This window comes from Symbiobacterium terraclitae (assembly GCF_017874315.1).
In the GTDB taxonomy this organism is placed as follows: Bacteria; Bacillota; Sulfobacillia; order Symbiobacteriales; family Symbiobacteriaceae; genus Symbiobacterium; species Symbiobacterium terraclitae.
Genome location: NZ_JAGGLG010000025.1, coordinates 13,308 through 31,089 on the forward strand (window position 1 = coordinate 13,308; position 17,782 = coordinate 31,089).

Sequence of the window (17,782 nt, forward strand, 5' to 3'; positions counted from 1 at the left end):
TTTTAGGATCTGGTGACAATTATAGTCCCTGGCAGACGGGCTGGCAATAGTCAACTGCAGCACGGGACGCCGGGCACCCCTTGTGGAAGCCCGGCGCAGCTCGACGCCGGGGCGGTCGCGCTGAAGCGCCGGCCCGAAGACCGGCGCTGTCATGACCGCTAGCGAACCTGCAGGTACCCGATGAGCTGCTCCCGCCCAACCTCCTTGCGGATACGGTACCAGCCGGGCTGCAGCTGCTCGGGCAGCACATGCGGCTCAGGCCCCGGGCCGATCAGCCCAAGGTCGACGATGACGTGCGGGCCGTAGAGATAGCTGTGGGGCGCGATGCCGCCATACTCGGTGATGAGGATGAAGCGCGGCGACCAGTCGTCCCCGTCCCAGCACTCCAGGTAGGCGTCCACGCCGCGCATGACCTCCCCCCGCACCCCGCCAGCCACGGTGAGGGCGATTTCCTGGCCCGGCGCCGCCGAACCCGGCTCCACTTCCAGCCAGACCCGCCCGGGTGCGGGGCGAGGCGGATCGGCGAGTTCACAACCCTCCAGCGGGGCCTCTTCCGACAACAGCCCCGAGGACGGGCCGATCTCCACCCACCAGGACGGGATCCCGGCCCGGGCGATGGCCTCCTCCACCCGCGCCCGGGCCTCCACTGAGGTGACCGTGACCTCCACCCTGCGGTTCCGGAGATCGACCGCCAGCCCCACCAGCCCCTCCACGTTGCTGTTCATCAGTTGCCTCTCGATCTCCCAGAGCGTGGCCGGATCCGGGGCTGTGTGGCCCAGGGCAGGTTCAGGCCGGACGGCAGGCGACCCCGGGGCGGCGTGCGCAGCCCCCTCCGGCTGAGCGGGGGTGACCTGCGACGCGTGCCACAGCCCTGCGGCGGCGCCCACAGGGATCAGGAGCAGGCCGAGCAGAAACCTTGCCATCCGCTGCACGACCTCCGCCCTCCCTTCGCGGAAGTTGACGAGGCCGGCGCGCAGCAGGTTTCAGCAAGGCGGTCAGCCCCAAACGCCGCATCGGATCGCCGCTGCCGGGCCGGCGACGGAGGGCTGCGGCGTACATCCGGCGACGCAGCCTCTTAGCGAGCATGTGGCAGGCCGCTGGTGCCTCCGGCGGGCTGGCGACGAGGGAACCCTCGGCGCGCACGGTCGACGGCGGGCGGCGACAGGGGTTCGCCCAGAACTGCAGAATGTTGTCGGCAAGGGGGATATCCGCCGCGGACCCCACCACCGGGCTCAGGTCGGAAGCTTGTCGACACGGGTGCGAAACCTGTCGAGCGAGTACCAGGTCCCTGAGCCTGAGGAGGAATGGCTGCTTGAAGATCTACCTGGAGACAGAGCGGCTCTGCCTGCGCGAGTTCAGGCCTGAGGATGTCGAGAACCTGGTCGAACTGGACAGCGACCCGGAAGTGATGCGCTACCTGACCAACGGGCAGCCCACCCCCCGGGAGCGGGTGGAGAGCGAAGTGCTGCCCCGGATCCTCGAGTACTACGAGCGCCTGCCCGGCTTCGGGTACTGGGCCGCCATCGAGAAAGCGACCGGGGCGTTCGTGGGCTGGTTCCACCTGCGGCCCGTCAGCGGGTCAACCGATACATCGACGGTCGAGCTGGGCTACCGGCTGCGCCGGTCAGCCTGGGGTAAGGGGTACGCGACCGAGGGGAGCCGCGCCCTGATCCGCAAGGCCTTCACCGAGCTCGGCGCCCGGCGGGTGACGGCTCAGACCATGGCCGTGAACCGGGCCTCCCGCCGCGTGTTGGAGAAGTGCGGCCTCGCACTGGTGCGGGTCTTCTGGGAGGACTGGGAAGACCCGATTCCGGGCAGCGAGGAGGGCGAGGTCGAGTACGCCGTGACCCGGGAGGAATGGCAGCGCGCCGCGTCCCAGGACCCTGAAGCCGGCACCTGAGTCACCCGGACCCGGGCCGACCCGGCCCGGGTTCGCCTCGTCCCTGCCCCTGCGGAGAACGAAAACCGGGCGGCCCCGAAGGGTCGCCCGGACGGTGCGATACAGATGGACAGAGACAGGGCTGACCCTGTCTCTGTCTGCGCTCATGACCTACATTACTGCGCGGCCTCGGCTTCCTTGTTGATCACCTGCCGACCCTGATAGTACCCGCAGGTGGGGCACACCCGGTGCGGCAGCGTCGGAGCCTTGCAGTTCGGGCACGGGATCAGGTTCGGCGCCACCAGCCGGAAGTTGTGGGCACGCCGGGAGTCCCTACGGGACTTGGACACCTTTTTCTTCGGAACCGCCATGCTACTTCACACCCCTTTCACATCTCCGTCAGTTCACATGACGGACCCGAGACCAGGTCCCGGGGGGAATTCTAGGATTGGGAATCCGGCTTGCGGAGCAGGTCCTTCAGCACCGCCAGCCGGGGATCGACACGTTCATCCGAGCGGCCGCAGCCGCACGGCCCCTCGTTCAGGTCTGCCCCGCAGTTCGGGCAGAGCCCCTGGCAGTCCTCGCTGCAGAGCGGCTTCATCGGCAGCGCGAGCAGGATGTTGTCGCGCAGCGGGTCCGTCAGGTCGATCTCGTCGCCGGTGTAGAACGAGACGGTCCGACCGGAATCCTCATCCTCCTGGACCGCCGGCTCGCCCTCGCCCGGCTCGCCCTCGACGAACTCCTCATCGAAGGAGACCTCCACGGGCTCCCGGTACCGGCCGAGGCAGCGGCCGCAGCTCAGTTCGGCCTCGCCGGTCAACGCCGCCTGGACCAGCAGGCGGTCGCCCAGGTTCCAGATCTCGGCGGTGCCGGTGAAGGGCCGGTCGAACCGGGCCTCCTGACCGCCGAACTCGATGGGCTGAAGGCTGACCGAGAGGTCGATCCGCTTGTGTAGGCCCGTCTCCTCCTTGATGTCCGACACGTCGATGCGCACAGGCAACCACCTCGATCGCTGGCCCCGTACCCGGGCGTGCTGCGCGGGCACAAGCAGTATTATATCGATGGAGCCGTTTTCTTGTCAATAAACCGCAGTCATCCACCGAGCGTGGAAACACATCGCGCCGCATACGCGCGGCAGGGCGGTCTGACCCTATCAAAGACAGCACGCCACACCGCTACTCTCCGCGAAACCGTCCGAGCCTATCCAGGATCCGACCGGAGCCATCCGAGTGCGTCGCGCACGTGCTCCACCGGTACCACCTGGATGCGCGTCGCCACGGCGGCGGCGTCCGCGTAGTTGCCTGCGGGGACGAACATCAGCTCAGCGCCTGCAGCCTCCGCCGTGTAGACCTTCTGCTGCACGCCGCCGATCACCCCGACCCGCCCGTCCGGCTCTATAGTGCCCGTACCGGCCACCACCCGATCCGTCAGGCCGCCCGGCGTCAGCTGGTCCACGATCTGCAGCGTGAACATCAGGCCGGCCGAGGGGCCGAAGATGGAGCCGGACCGGATCTCGACCGGCACGGCGTCGTCGTCGAACTCCAGCTCCTCCTGGACCGTGATGCCGAGCACGGCCGTGCCCTCGCGCCCCGCCTCCTCCGACGCCCGGGTGGGGAGCACCAGCGTGAGCTGGGCGCCGTCCCGCAGCACGGAGGCCTCCACCTCCGCGCCCCCCGGGTATCCGGCCAGGCGGGCCCGCAGCGCGGCGACGCCGCTCACCGGCTCGCCGCCGATGGCCGTGATCACGTCGCCGGCCTGCAGGATGCCCCGCACGGGGCTGTCGGACAGGATGCCAACCACCCGCGCGCCCACCGACCGCACGCCCTCGCCATAGCCCAGGAGCTCGAAGGCGACGGCCCGCGCGGTGCGCTGGCTGTCCTCCATCAGCCGCTGATTCCAATCGAGGTACTCGGCGTAGGACTCAAAGCTGCCCAGGTACTCCTGCTTCGTCTCCAGCACGGCCCGGCTGTCCAGCTTGGCGTAGAGGTACCAGAAGAGGTTTGCGGGCTGGGTGTTCACCACCAGCATGTAGAGGCGCCCCCGATGGGGGCTGCCGTTCTCCACCACGACCAGGCGGCTCGTGTCAATGGCGGCGCCCGGGGCGGTCACGTAGTAGTCGGTCGGCGTGTATACGAGCACGGCGCCCACAATGGCAACAAGGCCCGACAGCAAGAAGAGCCGCCGAACCCACGCATCCAGCTGGCGGAACCACAGGACGACCACCCGCAATGGGCTCCCCCCTCGCCCGCTAGAGCTGATTCTGCAGTTCCTCCCGCGCCTTGCGCACGGCCATCGCCGCCCTCTGGGTGTCGGCCGCGATGCGCTCCAGGTCGGGTTGCGTGCGGGCGAACAGCTCGTCGGCCCACTCCAGGGCGTTCTGCCGGATCTCGCGCGCGACCCGCTTGGCCTGGTCGATCAGCTCATCGGCCTGGGACTGGGCCTCCTTGGTGACGGCGGCCTCGCTGGTCAGCTGCGCCGCCAGCGCCCGCGCCTCGCGCACGATCTGCTCCGCCTGCTCCCGGGTCTCCTGCAGGATCGCCTCCCGGTCCCGGGCGATGCGGTTGGCCTCACGGATCTCCTGCGGCAGGACGTCGCGCATCTGGTCGACCAGCGAGAGCAGCTCGTCGGGATCCATGAGGATCTTGCCGGTAAGCGGCACCCGAGTGGCCTGCGAGACCAGCTCCTCCAGGCGGTCAATCAAGGCCATGATCTCCATGGCGAACCCTCCCAGCTTCAGGCTTGTCGCTTCGAAAACTTCTCCTTCAGCCGCTCTGCGGTGGACGGGGGCACCAGCCCGGTGGTCGGCCGCCCGAAGTAGGCCAGTTCCCGCACGATGCTCGAGGAGAGGTGCGCGTACTCGATGCGGCTCATGAGGAAGCAGGTCTCAATGCGGTCGTCCAGCTGCCTGTTGACAGCGCCCATCTGCCACTCGTACTCGAAATCCTGAATCGGACGCAGCCCCTTCACGATGACCTGACAGCCCTGCTGGCGTGCGAACTCCACCAGCAGGCCGTCGGCGGCGGCCACGGAGACATTGGGAATGTGCTGCGTCGCTTCCCGAAGCATCTGGACCCGCTCCTCGACGGTGAAGAGCGGCGCCTTGCGCGGGTTGGTCAAGACGGCGACCACCACCTCATCGAAGGTGCGGGCCGCCCGCTCGATGATATCCAGGTGCCCCAGCGTCACGGGATCGAAGCTCCCGGGACAGACTGCCTTTGTCACGAATGTTGCCCCCCGGCGTCATGGGTCTGGGCCCGAAAGATGGATAGTACGGTCTCACCTATCACTACTTCCCTGAACTTGTGCAGACCTCCTGCCGCGGCAGGGACGGGATCCTTGCCGTGATGCTCGCAGATCACCCAGCCGTCCTCCGCCAGCAGACCGTGGGCATCGATGCCGGCCAGCGCCTCCGGAACCAGCCCCTGCCCGTAGGGCGGGTCGACGAAGATCAGGTCGAACTTGCGCCCGCGATTGCCGAGATCGACCAGGGCGGCGCGGGCGTCCCTGCGCAGCAGCTCGGCGCGGTCCCTGAGCCCGGTCGCCTGCAGGTTGGCCTCCACCAGCCGCAGGTGTGCGGTCTGCAGCTCGACGAAGACGCAGCGCTCGGCCCCGCGGCTCAGCGCCTCGATCCCCACGGCTCCCGACCCGGCGAACAGGTCCAGGAAGCGGGAGTCGACGACGCGCGGGCCGATGATGTTGAACAGCGTTCCCTTCACCCGGTCGCTGGTCGGCCGGATGTCACGGCCTTTCAGTGTTTTTAACGGCCGGCCCTTGGCCGACCCCGTGATCACGCGCACAGCGATTCACCTTTCGCTTTTCTTCCCGGAAACCGCCCGCATCATCCAGTATAGCCGCCGCCAAAGTGGGTAGCCTATAGACCAGTGAGAGCCGATGCCGATTGAGCGGTAACCACCCCTCAGGTTGGGCTCTTTCTCCGTTCCGTTTCCTCTCCCACTTCTCCTCTTGGGCAGCCCGGCCGGGCTGCCCTCCTTTTTTGCTCCAAGTGGGGAGGGGGCGTCAACCCCCTCCCCACCGCAGGTCGGCTCATTGGCTAGGGCAGGACCCAGACCCGGCGGGGCTGCAGTCCGAAGCGCAGGGCGTCGGCGACCGAGGCCCACGAGAACAGGTCGATGCGGTTGCCCTTGATCGCCCCGCCGGTGTCCACCGCCACGGCGTAGCCGTAGCCCTCCACGTAGAGCAGGGTGCCCAGCGGGATGACGTTGGGGTCCACGGCGACGGCCCCGGTGCGGACGGAGACGCCCGTGCGGGTCATCGTCCCGACCCCCGCCTCACCCACGGTGTAGACGGAGGCCGTCATGTCCAGCGCGTCGCGGTAGATCACCTGGTGCCCGTCCAGGTACACCACGGGCAGGTCCGCCGGGTCCAGCAGCACCCGCTGGATCAGCGCGGCCGCCTCGGCCCGGCTGGCGTAGACCGTGGGGCGCAGGGTCCCGTCGGGGAAGCCGTTGACCAGCCCGTGCTTCAGGGCGTAGGCGTAGGTCGGCCGCTTGTACCAGTCGACCTGCTTCCAGTCCGAGTACGCGCCGAGGATGGCGGTGATCTCGCTGGAGTCCTGCGAGTGCGCCTCCCAGCGCTTGCCGATGGCCCGCACGATACCGTCGACCAGCTGCTCCCGGGTGATGGGATCGCCCGGGCGGAAGTGGGTGCCGTCCACAGGGTCGAGGATGGCCAGGCGGTAGCCGAACTCCACGTAGGGCGCGTACCACTCCCCGCAGGCGACGTCCGGGAAGATCGCCTCGCACTTGCCCGCCGTGTCGATCCGGCGGGCGGTCAACAGCATCTTGAGGAACTCCGCCCGGGTGATGGTGTCGGTTGGACGGAAGAGCCCCTCGGGCGACCCGTGGATCACCCCGGCCTCCACCAGCCGCGCCACCTCGGGGTACGCCCAGTGGTCTTCCGGCAGGTCGGCGAAGAGAGACGGCTGCGCGGGTTCGGGCTGCGGTTCGTCCTCGGGTACGGGATCCCCTTCGGCCCCGGACTCGTCTTCGGTACCAGGGTCAGCCTCGGCCCCGGGCTCGTCTCCGGAACCAGGGTCAGCCTCGGACCCAGACTCGTCTGCGGAACCAGGGTCAGCCTCGGCCCCGGCTTCGCTCTCAGATCCGGGGTCGGCATCGGGGTCGGCATCGGAGCCGGCCCCGTCCCCGAACCCAGGGCCAGATTCAGAGCCCGACCCGGCTTCAGACTCGGGATCGGCTGCGGACCCGGATTCGTCCTCGGAGCCAGGGTCGGCCTCAGACCAGGGATCAGCCTGCAATCCGGCCTCGTCCCCGGCAACGGCTAAGGATGGCGGCTGCAGGTGGGGCGCAAGGGCCGGCGCGGCGAAGAGCGCGGGCTGCCCATCCCCGGCGGCTGCCGCAGGCGCGCCGCAGGCCGCCACCAGGATCGCCGCTGCAGCGGCGGACATCCATTTCTTGTACATGTCTTCCTCCTTCATCCGGTACGGGATGAGGGAGGAGTTCAACGTACAACTCCATGATCCTTCTAGAGTTGTATTATCCCACCACTCTGCAGTAGAAAAGGCGCTCCACGATCGGCCTGCGCCCGGAGCGGCCCGCTCCGTTGCCGAAGATGGCGTACTCCCGGGTAAACAGCTCCACCGGCCCCCGCCGCTCCAGCGCCGCCCAGATCACCTCATCGGGCACGATCCCTTCATTGTTATAGGAGAGCAGGATGTGCCGGGCCCTCGCCCGCTCGATCAGCCGCGTCAGGTGCACCCCGGCCGTCGCCTTGCGGGAGTAGGCCGACTTCAGGTGGTCGCGGGCGAACTTACGGGTCTTGCCGTGCAGGCGCGGCTTCTGCCAGAGGGCGATGTTCTCCAGCACGTGGTAGTTGTCGATGTACTGCCGCCCGTTGTAAGGCGGGTCCAGGTAGAGCACGTCGGCCTCGATCTCGTCGATCAGCACGTCGGCGTCGGCGCAGCAGACCCGGTTGGCGGTCGACTCCACCACCTGCGGCAGCCCCAGTTCCAGCGGCTTGTAGACCGAGGCGTCCACCAGGTGCGTCCCGTCCTCGTGGTAGGGCTCGCTGCCCAGGTGCTTGAGGAAGGCGTCGTACTGGCCGCAGGTGTTGGCCACCTTGTCCGCCGCGTAGAGCAGGCTGGTGAGCAGCACCGCCTCCTCCTGCTCGTTGATCGCCCCCTCGGCCCGCCAGGCGGCGATCTGCTCCCGGATCGCGTCGATGCGCCCGGCGTTCGCCGGCGTGAAGTAGGTGCCGCCGAACTCGGCGAAGCAGTAGCCCTCGACCGGGGGCAGCCGGTCCAGCGCCGCGAGCAGGCCGGCGAGGCGCGCCCAGTCCACCTCCCCCGGACGCCCGCCCAGGAAGCAGCGGGCCGCCACGTAATTGTGGTAGAGGTGGTCGGAGGCCGTGACGGCGAAGCCCCGGGCCGCGAAGTGGTACGCCACCACCGCGCTGCCGGTGAAGGGGTCGGCCAGAGAGCGCGCCTCAGGCGCCCGCTCCTCCACCACGCCCGCGATGAAGGAGAGCAGGTTCTGCTTGCTGCCGATGAACTTGCGGTTGTGCACCCACAAAGGCTTCAGGCGGACTTCGGCTGCCCCTGCCAACACCGGGGACCTCCTTCCCTGCCTAAGGCTTGCGCAGGACCAGAATGTTCTGGTGGATCATCGAGGGGATGAACTCGTAGCGGTAGCCGTAGACGTGCAGCGGTTTCGCCACATCGTACCAGATCAGGTTGGCCTTGAGCACCAGCCCCAGCCCCTCCAGCAGCTCGGCCAGCTGGGCCGAGAGCATGTGGTAGCGGCCGGAGTGGTACATGTCGCCGATGAAGACCACCACGTACCGCCGTGGGCGCAGGACCCGCACCGCCTCGGCGAAGACGGCCCGCATGGTCTCCAGCCATTCCTCGCGGCCCTCCAGGCCGGTGACGCCGGTCTCCGCCTCCCCAGCGGCGAAAGGCGAGAGCTTGGAGCGCCGCCGCTCCGTTGCGGGGCCCCCCGCCCGCTTGAACTTGCCGGTGGAGCGGCGCCGCCGGTCCATGTTCCAGTAGGGCACGTCGGTCAGGACGAGGTCGAACCCGCCGTCGGGCATGTCCCGCAGCACGACCCGGCTGTCGCCGCAGATCGCCTCCTGCTCGGCAAGCCCCTCCAGCCGGCAGACCTCCCGGTAGATCTCGACCCACCGGGGGTTGATCTCCACCCCCACCGCCTGCCGGTCGGTCAGGGTCGCACCGATCAGCGTGCCGCCGACCCCCATGAACGGGTCCAGCACCCGCGCCCCGGATTTGGTGAAGGTACGGATCAGGTCGGCGCAGAGCTCGGGCGGCTTCTGCCCGCCGTGCTGGCTGCGGAGCGCAAACTGGAAGGAAGGGGGAAAGCTCTTGTTGATCACGGAGCGGGTGGCGTAGACCCACTCCTTGCCCGTCAGGTCGTTGAGCCGGTTGTCGCGGTGGTAGATGCCCCGCTCCCCCATGTCGACGTGGTGCGGCTTCAGCCCGCCCCGGGTCTCCTCCACGGCAGCCTTCACCCCCTGGATCCGTGCTGCCTACTACTATAGCCGAACCAATCAATGGCGTAAAGAAACGGGCTCTCGGCGGCTGGGCGGACCGCACTGGGGTGTCAGGGATCAACGGGGAGCACGAAACGTGTCGCGCACTCAGTCAGATGTGGGTAGGCCTCAGCCAGTTCGGGGTTGAAGGCAAAGAACCTGATCGTGAAAGGCACGCCCTCAAACGACTTGCCCTCGGCATCGAGGGCCTGCTCGACGGTGAAGGTCGTCCACCCGGGGAGACCTCCTGCCGGACCGGCCCCGGTTTGCTCTTGCCAGGCCGCGGGGACGTCGCCGCTGAACGGCGGGGCCGCGTGGGTGCAACCCAACAGGACCAGGGCGGCTGATGCACACATCAACAGGGCTCGCGTCGCTGGCCGCATGACCATCACCCCTTCACCAGCCATAACGCCCGAAGGGGCCAGGGGTTACGGTCAGGCGGCCACTCACTACCCCCCGCCAGGCACACACGCATCCAATCCCCAGGTATGCCAGGGAATGCCGGGGGAGAGAATAGCCGATGGTGCGACCCACCGATCCGGGAGGGAGATTCGTGCAGACATGGGAACACCTGAACCCGTTCACTGACCTGGCCCTGGAGGCGACGGCGGCGGCCCGCGGCGACGCCCGCACGGAGATTCCCGGCGTGACGATGCGGGAGGAGCGCTACGAGCACGCCACCGTCTCCTGGGTTGAGGTGCTGGACCAGGTCGGCGAGCAGATGATCGGCAAGCCGATCGGGAACTACGTCACCATCGACGCGCCCGAGCTGCGCCGGCGCAACCGGGACCTGCAGGAGCAGGTGGGCAAGGTCCTGGTGGAGCAGCTGGACAAGCTGCTGGACCTGAAGGAGAACGACACCGTGCTGGTGGTGGGCCTCGGCAACTGGAAGGCGACCCCGGACGCCCTGGGGCCGCGGGTGACGGGCAAGCTGCTGGTGACCCGCCACCTGCGGGACTACGTGCCGGCGGACGTCGCGGGCGGGCTGCGCGCGGTGGCCGCCATCGCCCCCGGGGTTCTCGGCATCACGGGCATCGAGACCGCCGAGGTGATCCACGGCATCGTGGAGCGCATCAACCCTGCGGTGGTCATCTGCATCGACGCGCTGGCCGCCAGGTCCGTCGAGCGGATCGGCACCACCATTCAGATCGCCGACACCGGCATCCAGCCGGGTGGGGGCATCGGCAACAAGCGGCAGGCACTGAACAAGCAGAGCCTGGGCGTGCCCGTGATCGCCATCGGGGTGCCCACCGTCGTCCACGCGGCCACCATCGTGCAGGACGCCTTTGAGGCCATGGCCGGCAGCTTTGCCAACACCAAACCGTTCTTCGACCTCTTCCGGTCGCCCGAGTCGCGGCGGCAGCTGCTGAATGAGGTGCTCTCTCCCACGGTGGGCGAACTGGTGGTCACGCCCAAGGAGATCGACGACCTCACCGAGGACATGGCCAAGCTCATCGCCGGCAGCCTCAACGCCGTGCTCCACACCAGCGTGACGGCGCAGGACCTGCTTCGCCACATCAACTGAAGAGGCAGGGGCGGCGACCCGCTCCTGCCTCGGATTCCGGCCTGTGGTCAGAACTGCCGGGTGGTGGTGGCCCCGCCCGACAGCTGCGACTCGGCCAGGGCGATCATCTTCTTGACCATGTACCCGCCGACCGAGCCGTTGACCCGGCTGGGCAGGTCGCCCTTGTACTGCTGGTCGTAGTTGGGGATGCCGAGCTCGTTGGCCGTCTGCTGCTTCAGCTGCTCCAGGGCAGCCCGGGCGTGGGAAACCAGGATCTGGTTGTTGCTCCCGCCGCCACCGCCGCCGACACCCGTCTGGAAGCCCGTCGTCGTCGCGTCTGTCGTGCCAGTGCCAAAAACGTTCGCCATGCTGACTGCTCCTCCTCTTGTTGGTTAGAAGTCGGTTAGCGGATGGTGCCGGTGCCGCCGGCCAGCTGCTGCTCGGCCAGGGCGATCATCTTCTTGACCATGAACCCGCCGACGGAGCCGTTCACCCGGCTGGGCAGGTCGCCCTTGTACTGCTGGGCGTAGTTCGGGATGCCGAGCTCATTGGCCGTCTCGATCTTCATCTGCTCCAACGCGGCGCGGGCCTGGGAAACGAGAACCGAGTTACTGTTGTTGTTGGTTGCCATGGATCTGCGCCTCCTTGTTATGTTGTTGCCTGTAATCTGCAACGAACCGGTCAACCTCATGCAAGGAATCTGTTGCCAAGGGCGCGCCGCCGCGGTTCCGCCGGGATGATCGAACCGACCGACAGCGCCGGTCGGCCCGGTGAGAGGTGACCCCTACGTGCGCGCAAAACGCCGCCGCAGCGGGCTTTCCGCTGCGGCGGCGGCGCGTCTCCCAACCGTCGGTCAGCCGGCGGCCTGGCAACCGGTCACCAGGTTACTTCCAGCCCTTCCCGGACTTCACGCCCTGGTTGGACTGCTTCTCGTGACCGTTCTTCTTGCCGTTGCCGGGCTTCCACTCGCGGTCGTCGTCGTCATCATCGTCATCTTCATCGTCTTCGTCGTCATCACCGGCATCGTCATCGTCGTACCTGTCGTGATCCGCGCGGCCCTTGTCGTCCGCCCGGTCGAACAGGTCCAGCAGCTCCTCGGCGGCATCCGGGTGGATGAACTTGCCGCTGAACTTCTGCACGTGCTTGACGAAGGCGAACCAGTTGCCGTTCGCCGCCTTGGCCTTCAGCGCGGTGAACTGGCCGTGGTGGATCTTGGACTGCCACTTGGCCAGCACCGACAGTACCCTCTGCCGGAAGGCCTCATCGCGGGCCGGGGCCTCGCCGCCATCGTCCTCCTCATCGTCTGGGGCGGCCACCACGGTGAAGGTGACCGTCGCGCTCGCCGCATTGCCGGCCCGGTCGGCGGCCGTCACCGAGAGCACGTGCTCCCCCTCGGCCAGGCGGGCGAAGTTGATGGTCGACTGGGCCAGCGGTGCACCGTCGAGCTTCACCACGACGGCGTCCCGGGCGACGCCGGCCAGCGCGTCACGCACCTTGTACGAGACCTCGACCTCGCCCTCCGCCACGTACTCCCCGCCGTCCTCCGGCGAGCTGATGCGGATGGTCGGCTTCGTCTGGTCGACGGTGAAGACCACCGCAGCCGAGGGTTCGCTGGCGGCCCGGCCGTAGCGGGCGGTCACGTGGTACGACCACACGCCCTCGCCGGGCACGGTGTCGGTGTAGTCGCGGTCCGTGGCGGCGGTGGTGCCGAGCAGCACGAACTCGCCGTCACCCTCGGCCCGGTAGACGTTGTAGCCGATCACGCCTTCCTTGTCGGGCGCTTCCCACTCGAAGGAGACTGTCCGGCTGCTGGTGGCGGCGGACTTGGTCACCATCACCGGTGCGTCGTACACCTGGCGCCCCTCCACGGCGAAGGTGACGGCGGCGGTGCCGACGTTGCCGGCCCGGTCGGTCACGTCAACCTCCAACCGGTGCTCGCCCTCGGCCAAATCGGCCAGCGGGATGACCGGGGAGTCAAGCAGGGCACCGTCCAGGAAGTAGGCCACGGCGTCCGCATCGTAGCCGGACCCCTCGTCCTCCACTTTGATGCGCACCGCGAGCGATCCCTCGGGCCGGTAGACCTCGTCGGCCTTGGGCGTGCGGATGGCGACCGCGGGTGCGACGGTGTCCATGGTGACCGCCACCGGCGCGGCGCGGCGGCCGAGGTTGCCCGCCCGGTCCTGCGCCACGACGGTGTAGTTGTAGGTGCCGTCCTCGGTCAGCTGGTCGTCGAAGTAGGTGACCCCGGCCTCGACGTAACCGACGAAGACGGCCTCCGCGTCACCTGCGGCGCGGTAGACCAGGTAGCGGGCGAGGTCATCCGCCTCCGGCGCGGTCCAGCTCAGCGACACGGCGCCGTCCTTGGTGTAGGCGGGCTCGGCAGCCAGGTCGGTGGGCGCCGCCGGACCCTCGGCGTCGACGGCGACCTCGGCACCGTTGGCCGGGTCGTCGTAGAGCACCTGGCGCCACGGCGTGGGGGCGCTGCGGCGGCCGTCCGCGTCCACGGCGACGACCGCATAGCGGTAGCGGCCCTCGACGACCAGGAGGTCTGCGGCCCACAGGTCGGTCGTGGTGGCCAGATACGTGGTTTCGTCCGCCCGGGGGCGGGAGGTGCTCTCGTAGGCGCGATGGACTTCATAGGCCACCACGTCGGACGACGTCGAGGCTTCCCAGTCCAGTTCCACATTCCCGTCCGCGGTCGTCCTGGCCGGCGTCAGCACCAGGTTCCGCGGCGCCGCAGGCCCGTTCTCGTCGGCCGCCAGCACCGCGGGCGCCCCCAGGGAGGCCGCGATCGCCAGGGCGGTGGCCACGGCGGCAGCCTTGTTTACCCTGAAGGGCAGTGGCTTCGTACGCATGCGCTGATCCCTCCTGTGCTTCCTGGGTCACTAGACGGGTTCGTCCGCCGCACCCCACTCTCTGGGGGTAACGGATCAACTTGCATTCCTGGGTTGGCACACTTCGCCTTCTGTTTACATAACATGACCCCGGCGGCCTCGCCCTTCCCGGGCGGGGAAGCCCCTGTGCGCCGCCCGGCCGGGAGGCGACGGGAAGGCGCCCAGCCCGGGGCACCGCCCGGCAGGGGAATGCCGACCAACGCGCAGGGGGGAGTTGCACGTGGCAAGCACGCGCGTCCGGAATCTTCTGCGGCAGCTGTTCCGCACGGTCCGCAGGCTGGACCAGGCGGGCGTCTCCGAGAACCTGATTCTGGCGGTGGTGTTCTTCGCCCTCTCCCGCAACGATCGCGGCGCCCTTGTCGCACTGACCGAGGAGGATGACGACTAGACAGCAAAGGGGCAGGGGTTATACCCCTGCCCTTCTTACTGTCCGGCGCCTGCAGCCGCTCAGTGCACGGCGCCCTGAGCGCCCGCAAGGTAGAGCGCCCGCATCTCCTCCGACCGCTCCAAGAGCTCGTCCAGGCGCCCCCGGTCGACCACCCGCCCGTCCTTCAGGAGGATGATCTGGTCGGCCCGCCGCAGCGCCGCCTCCCGGTGGCTCACCACCAGGCAGGTGACGTCCTCCCGCCGGAAGAGCCGCTCCCAGAGGGCCTGCTCGGTCTCCACGTCGAGGGCGCTGGAGAGGTCGTCCATGATGAGCAGCTCCGGCCGGCGCAGGAACATGCGGGCGGCAGCGGTGCGCTGGACCTGCCCGCCCGAGAGCCGCACGCCCCGGGTCCCCACGCGGGTCTGCAGCCCCTCCTCCATCCCGGCCAGGTCCCGCTCCAGCACGGCGTCGTAGACGGCCGCAGCCACCTCCGCCGCGGAGGCGTCCAGGCCCATGCGGATGTTCTCCTCCAGCGTGCCGCTGAACAGCACGGGCACCTGCGGGGTCGCGGCGCACCGGGGTGGCACCATGAAGGACGCCGGATCGGCCACGGGCTCGCCGTTCCAGTAGATCGTGCCCGCCTGCGCCGGCAGCAGGCCCATGATCGCCCTGAGCAGGGTCGACTTGCCCGAGCCGACCCGGCCGGCGATCACCGTGAAGCTGCCGCGCGGCACCGTGAGGCTCACCCCCTCGATCCCGCGGCCCCCGTCGGCGTACCGGCAGGTGAGCCCCTCCACCCGGAGCTCCTCCAGCGGCCCGGCAGCCGGCGGCGCCGGCTCCGGCGGTACCTCCACCGGGCCGCGCAGCCTTATCGCACACCGCCGCAGGAGCCGTCCGGGCGGCGCCCCCTGCAGCAGGGCGAGCAGCCGCTCCTTGGCCACGCCGGTCTGCCGGTACATGGCCAGCCATCTCCCGGTGAACTGGGTGAAGTCGGCCGCATAGCCCAGGTAGTAGACGAACAGGGCGAAGTCGCCCACGGTGAACTGGCCGGCGGCCATGGTGCGGACGCCGAGCAGCAGGATCAGCCCGGTCCCGAGTGCTGACAGGTTCTGGCCCGCCGACTCGAGCACCTGCGTGAGCAACCGGTCGGCCACCATCGCCTGTCTCCGCTCTTCGCTCAGGCGGCGGAAGTGGCCGACCACCCGCGCCTCGGCACCCGCCACCTGCACCGCCTGCACCGCGGCGAACAGCTCGGCGATCAGGCCGGTGACCCGTGCGGTGGCCTCGCGGCTGCGGCGGCGGTTCTGGAGGATGCGGTTGCCGACGGCCCGGGTGATCACCAGCACCGCGGCCAGCGGCAGGAAGACGAGCACCGTCATGCGGGCGTCAATGGCCAGCAGCATGCGCAGCGCCACCACGGCGAAGGTCGTCTGGCCGACGACGTCCAGCAGGAAGTCGGTGGTCTCCTCCGCCTGCAGCACGTCGTCCCGCAGCCGGTTCAGCGCCTCGCCCGGCGCCTCGGGCAGGGCCGCGGCCCCGGGCAGCTCCAGAATGCGCTCCAGCAGGTTGCGGCGGAGCAGCGCGGACACGTACTCCCGCCCCGTCGCCGAGGTGACGAATCCCACGGAGATCACGGCGATGCGACCGAGCGCCACGGCCACCAGCAGGGCGATGATCGACCACGGCTCAAGGCCCGCCTGCGCCGAACCGGTCAGCCGGTCGAAGAAGGCCTGGGTCAGCAGGCCCGGCAGCACGGGCGAGGCGTAGACGGCGGTGAAGAGGACGATGCTGGTCAGGTACAGCCACGGCCGGTAGGTCACCAGCCCCCAGACGAACCGCCAGGTGGACATCAGACCAGCACCTCCTCCACGCCGGTGCGCAGCAGCCGGGCAAAGCGCGACTCCGGGTCCGCGGCGAGGCCCGCCCGCATCCCCCGCTCCACGATCTGCCCGTCCTCGAGGATCACGATCGTATCCGCCCGGTCGACGGTGGCCAGCCGGTGGGCGATGATGACGGCGGTGCGGCCCTCCAGCAGCCGGTCCACCGCGCGCTCCACCAGCGCCTCGGTGGCCGGGTCCAGCCGTGACGACGCCTCGTCCAGGATCACCAGGCCGGGGTCGGCCAGGAAGACCCGGGCCAGCGCCAGGAGCTGTGCCTCCCCGGCCGACAGACCGCCGCCGCCGGACTCGAGGGGGGTATCCAGCCCGCGGGGCAGGGACCGCAGCCAGAGGCCGAGGCCGAGCTCCTCCAGCACCTCCCGCAGCCGCTCGTCGCTGACGCCCGGGTCGAAGAACGTGAGGTTGTCCCGCACGGTGCCGGCGAACAGCTGCACGTCCTGCGTCACGAACGCGACCCGCCTCCGCACCTCCGCCACCTTCGCCTCGCGCAGGTCGACGCCGCCCAGTCGCACGGCGCCCTCGTCCGGGTCGTAGAAGCGCAGCAGCAGCCGGGCGAGGGTGGACTTGCCACTCCCGGTGCGTCCAAGCAGCCCCAGCACCTCCCCCGGGCGCAGGTGCAGGTCGACGCCCTTCAGGACAGGCGCCCCGGGCTCGTAGGCAAAGGAGACGCCCTCCAGCTGCACGGAGAGCGGTCCGGCCGGCAGCGGCCGCCCCGGCCCGTCGGGCACCCGCGACCGCAGGGCGAACAGCTCCTCCACCCGCTCGACGGCCGCACCCGCCCGCTGCAGCTCCTGCAGGTGGGCCCGGAGCTGGTCGATGGGACGCCGGATGAGTTCGGTGTAGTGGAAGAGCAGGTAGACCGTCCCGACGGTGGCGGCGCCGCGGGCGTGGAGCCAGGCCCCCACCCCCAGGGAGAGCGCCGCGCCGAGGGCGAAGGTGAAGATCGACGAGCCCCACATGAGGCCGAACATCATGCTGGCCCGCAGGTTGTGCCGGTAGAAGTCCTGGACCATCTGCAAGTGGCGGCGGAGCATGTGGCTCCGGGCCCCGCTGGCGCGGATCGCCTCCGTGCCGGCCAGCACCTCGCCCAGGAAGCCGTAGAACTCGGCGGCCGCCTGCCGCTGCCGGGTCACATGCGGCACCGAGATCCTGCGGATCGTGCCCAGAAGCCAGAGGGTGAAGAGCACGTAAGCCGTCATCGCCAGCCCGGCCCGCCAGTCCTCCCGGTAGAGCAGCACCAGGATGCCGGCCATCAGCGCCAGGTTGGCGACCACGCCGATGAACAGCTGCGAGAAGAACTCGGACAGCGAGGTGACGTCGCCGTCGATGCGCTCCACCATCTCTCCCGGCGTGCGGTTCTTGTGGAAGCTCAGGTCCAGCCGCAGGCAGTGCTCGGCCAGGTCGGCCCGCAGCGCGTTGGTGGCCCGCCAGGAGACCGACTCGCTCAGGTACCGGGCCAGGATGTTCACCAACTGCGCCCCGAAGGCGATGGCGATGAAGAGCAGCGCGAGCGCCGTCAGCGAGAGGCCGCCCGACACCTCGCCGGCGGCCAGGTCGAGGAAGCGCCGCAGGATCTGCGGGTTCATCAACTGGAGTGCGATGCTGAGCACCAGCAGCAGGGCGAGCCAGGTCACCCGCGCCCGCTCGGGCCTCAGGTACCGCCGCAACAGCCTCCAGTACCGGCGAACCGGTATGCTCATCACGACCGTTCTCCTCCCC

Annotated in this window: 18 protein-coding genes; 3 read left to right on the top strand and 15 right to left on the bottom strand. The window is 69.3% G+C overall.

Annotated elements, in window-relative coordinates; translation table 11 throughout:
• Window positions 1-158: 158 nt before the first annotated feature.
• Window positions 159-923, bottom strand: a complete 765-nt coding sequence (locus J2Z79_RS13235; RefSeq protein WP_209467372.1) for a hypothetical protein — start codon at window positions 921-923, stop codon at window positions 159-161.
• Window positions 924-1,312: 389 nt separating this feature from the next.
• Between J2Z79_RS13235 and J2Z79_RS13240 the strand changes: the two genes are divergently transcribed.
• Window positions 1,313-1,900 carry a GNAT family N-acetyltransferase gene (locus J2Z79_RS13240; protein WP_209467373.1) on the top strand — a complete coding sequence of 196 codons (588 nt, stop codon included), beginning with the start codon at window positions 1,313-1,315 and terminating at the stop codon, window positions 1,898-1,900.
• Window positions 1,901-2,055: 155 nt separating this feature from the next.
• Here J2Z79_RS13240 and rpmF read toward each other — a convergent pair whose 3' ends face one another.
• The 9 genes from rpmF to J2Z79_RS13285 form a co-directional block, all read right to left on the bottom strand.
• Window positions 2,056-2,250 (bottom strand): 50S ribosomal protein L32, encoded by a 195-nt coding sequence (gene rpmF / locus J2Z79_RS13245; protein WP_209467374.1) that lies wholly within the window; start codon window positions 2,248-2,250, stop codon window positions 2,056-2,058.
• A 71-nt stretch (window positions 2,251-2,321) separates the two neighbouring features.
• Entirely contained in the window at window positions 2,322-2,873 is a 552-nt protein-coding gene (locus tag J2Z79_RS13250) for a YceD family protein (RefSeq protein ID WP_342589490.1), read from the bottom strand.
• Between the two features lie 206 nt (window positions 2,874-3,079).
• Complete coding sequence (locus tag J2Z79_RS18535) at window positions 3,080-4,102, bottom strand: YlbL family protein (protein WP_342589493.1); 1,023 nt, start codon at window positions 4,100-4,102, stop codon at window positions 3,080-3,082.
• Between the two features lie 25 nt (window positions 4,103-4,127).
• A complete protein-coding gene (locus tag J2Z79_RS13260; protein ID WP_209467375.1) occupies window positions 4,128-4,595 on the bottom strand; it encodes an ATP synthase subunit B family protein in 468 nt (155 codons plus the stop codon).
• A gap of 17 nt (window positions 4,596-4,612) precedes the next feature.
• A complete protein-coding gene (coaD, locus tag J2Z79_RS13265) occupies window positions 4,613-5,101 on the bottom strand; it encodes a pantetheine-phosphate adenylyltransferase (protein ID WP_209467376.1) in 489 nt (162 codons plus the stop codon).
• Window positions 5,098-5,676, bottom strand: coding sequence for a 16S rRNA (guanine(966)-N(2))-methyltransferase RsmD (gene rsmD, locus J2Z79_RS13270; protein ID WP_209467377.1), 579 nt, complete (start codon window positions 5,674-5,676; stop codon window positions 5,098-5,100). Before rsmD ends, coaD begins: the two co-directional genes overlap by 4 nt.
• Before the next feature lie 254 nt (window positions 5,677-5,930).
• The gene (locus J2Z79_RS13275) at window positions 5,931-7,319 is read right to left on the bottom strand and encodes an S-layer homology domain-containing protein (RefSeq protein WP_209467378.1); all 1,389 of its coding nucleotides are present in this window, start codon (window positions 7,317-7,319) and stop codon (window positions 5,931-5,933) included.
• A 73-nt stretch (window positions 7,320-7,392) separates the two neighbouring features.
• Window positions 7,393-8,460, bottom strand: a complete 1,068-nt coding sequence (locus tag J2Z79_RS13280) for a DNA adenine methylase (RefSeq protein ID WP_209467379.1) — start codon at window positions 8,458-8,460, stop codon at window positions 7,393-7,395.
• A 22-nt stretch (window positions 8,461-8,482) separates the two neighbouring features.
• A complete protein-coding gene (locus J2Z79_RS13285; RefSeq protein WP_209467380.1) occupies window positions 8,483-9,367 on the bottom strand; it encodes a TRM11 family SAM-dependent methyltransferase in 885 nt (294 codons plus the stop codon).
• 586 nt (window positions 9,368-9,953) lie between these two features.
• On the opposite strand from J2Z79_RS13285, the gene gpr reads away from it, so the two are divergent.
• On the top strand, window positions 9,954-10,925 hold the full coding sequence (gene gpr, locus J2Z79_RS13290) for a GPR endopeptidase (RefSeq protein ID WP_342589491.1): 972 nt from the start codon (window positions 9,954-9,956) through the stop codon (window positions 10,923-10,925).
• 47 nt (window positions 10,926-10,972) lie between these two features.
• On the opposite strand, the gene J2Z79_RS13295 is transcribed toward gpr, so the two are convergent.
• From J2Z79_RS13295 to J2Z79_RS13305, 3 genes are all read right to left on the bottom strand, one after another.
• A complete protein-coding gene (locus tag J2Z79_RS13295; RefSeq protein WP_209467382.1) occupies window positions 10,973-11,272 on the bottom strand; it encodes an alpha/beta-type small acid-soluble spore protein in 300 nt (99 codons plus the stop codon).
• A gap of 35 nt (window positions 11,273-11,307) precedes the next feature.
• Window positions 11,308-11,535: an alpha/beta-type small acid-soluble spore protein gene (locus J2Z79_RS13300; RefSeq protein ID WP_209467383.1), complete on the bottom strand. Its 228-nt coding sequence runs from the start codon at window positions 11,533-11,535 to the stop codon at window positions 11,308-11,310.
• 253 nt (window positions 11,536-11,788) lie between these two features.
• Window positions 11,789-13,759, bottom strand: a complete 1,971-nt coding sequence (locus J2Z79_RS13305; RefSeq protein WP_209467384.1) for a fibronectin type III domain-containing protein — start codon at window positions 13,757-13,759, stop codon at window positions 11,789-11,791.
• Window positions 13,760-14,018: 259 nt separating this feature from the next.
• On the opposite strand from J2Z79_RS13305, the gene J2Z79_RS13310 reads away from it, so the two are divergent.
• Complete coding sequence (locus J2Z79_RS13310) at window positions 14,019-14,186, top strand: hypothetical protein (RefSeq protein ID WP_209467385.1); 168 nt, start codon at window positions 14,019-14,021, stop codon at window positions 14,184-14,186.
• A gap of 59 nt (window positions 14,187-14,245) precedes the next feature.
• On the opposite strand, the gene J2Z79_RS13315 is transcribed toward J2Z79_RS13310, so the two are convergent.
• Window positions 14,246-16,015 carry an ABC transporter ATP-binding protein gene (locus tag J2Z79_RS13315; protein ID WP_209467386.1) on the bottom strand — a complete coding sequence of 590 codons (1,770 nt, stop codon included), beginning with the start codon at window positions 16,013-16,015 and terminating at the stop codon, window positions 14,246-14,248.
• Window positions 16,015-17,763 (bottom strand): ABC transporter ATP-binding protein, encoded by a 1,749-nt coding sequence (locus tag J2Z79_RS13320; protein WP_209467387.1) that lies wholly within the window; start codon window positions 17,761-17,763, stop codon window positions 16,015-16,017. The genes J2Z79_RS13315 and J2Z79_RS13320 overlap by 1 nt, the downstream gene beginning before the upstream one ends.
• Window positions 17,764-17,782 lie beyond the last annotated feature (19 nt).

Bases quoted from the DNA above. Each gene is read 5' to 3' on its own strand.
- J2Z79_RS13305 (WP_209467384.1), bottom strand. From the start codon at position 13,759: ATGCGTACGAAGCCACTGCCCTTCAGGGTAAACAAGGCTGCCGCCGTG.
- J2Z79_RS13275 (WP_209467378.1), bottom strand. From the start codon at position 7,319: ATGTACAAGAAATGGATGTCCGCCGCTGCAGCGGCGATCCTGGTGGCG.
- J2Z79_RS13260 (WP_209467375.1), bottom strand. From the start codon at position 4,595: ATGGAGATCATGGCCTTGATTGACCGCCTGGAGGAGCTGGTCTCGCAG.
- J2Z79_RS13320 (WP_209467387.1), bottom strand. From the start codon at position 17,763: ATGAGCATACCGGTTCGCCGGTACTGGAGGCTGTTGCGGCGGTACCTG.
- J2Z79_RS13295 (WP_209467382.1), bottom strand. From the start codon at position 11,272: ATGGCGAACGTTTTTGGCACTGGCACGACAGACGCGACGACGACGGGC.
- J2Z79_RS13300 (WP_209467383.1), bottom strand. From the start codon at position 11,535: ATGGCAACCAACAACAACAGTAACTCGGTTCTCGTTTCCCAGGCCCGC.
- J2Z79_RS13315 (WP_209467386.1), bottom strand. From the start codon at position 16,015: ATGTCCACCTGGCGGTTCGTCTGGGGGCTGGTGACCTACCGGCCGTGG.
- rpmF (WP_209467374.1), bottom strand. From the start codon at position 2,250: ATGGCGGTTCCGAAGAAAAAGGTGTCCAAGTCCCGTAGGGACTCCCGG.
- J2Z79_RS13235 (WP_209467372.1), bottom strand. From the start codon at position 923: ATGGCAAGGTTTCTGCTCGGCCTGCTCCTGATCCCTGTGGGCGCCGCC.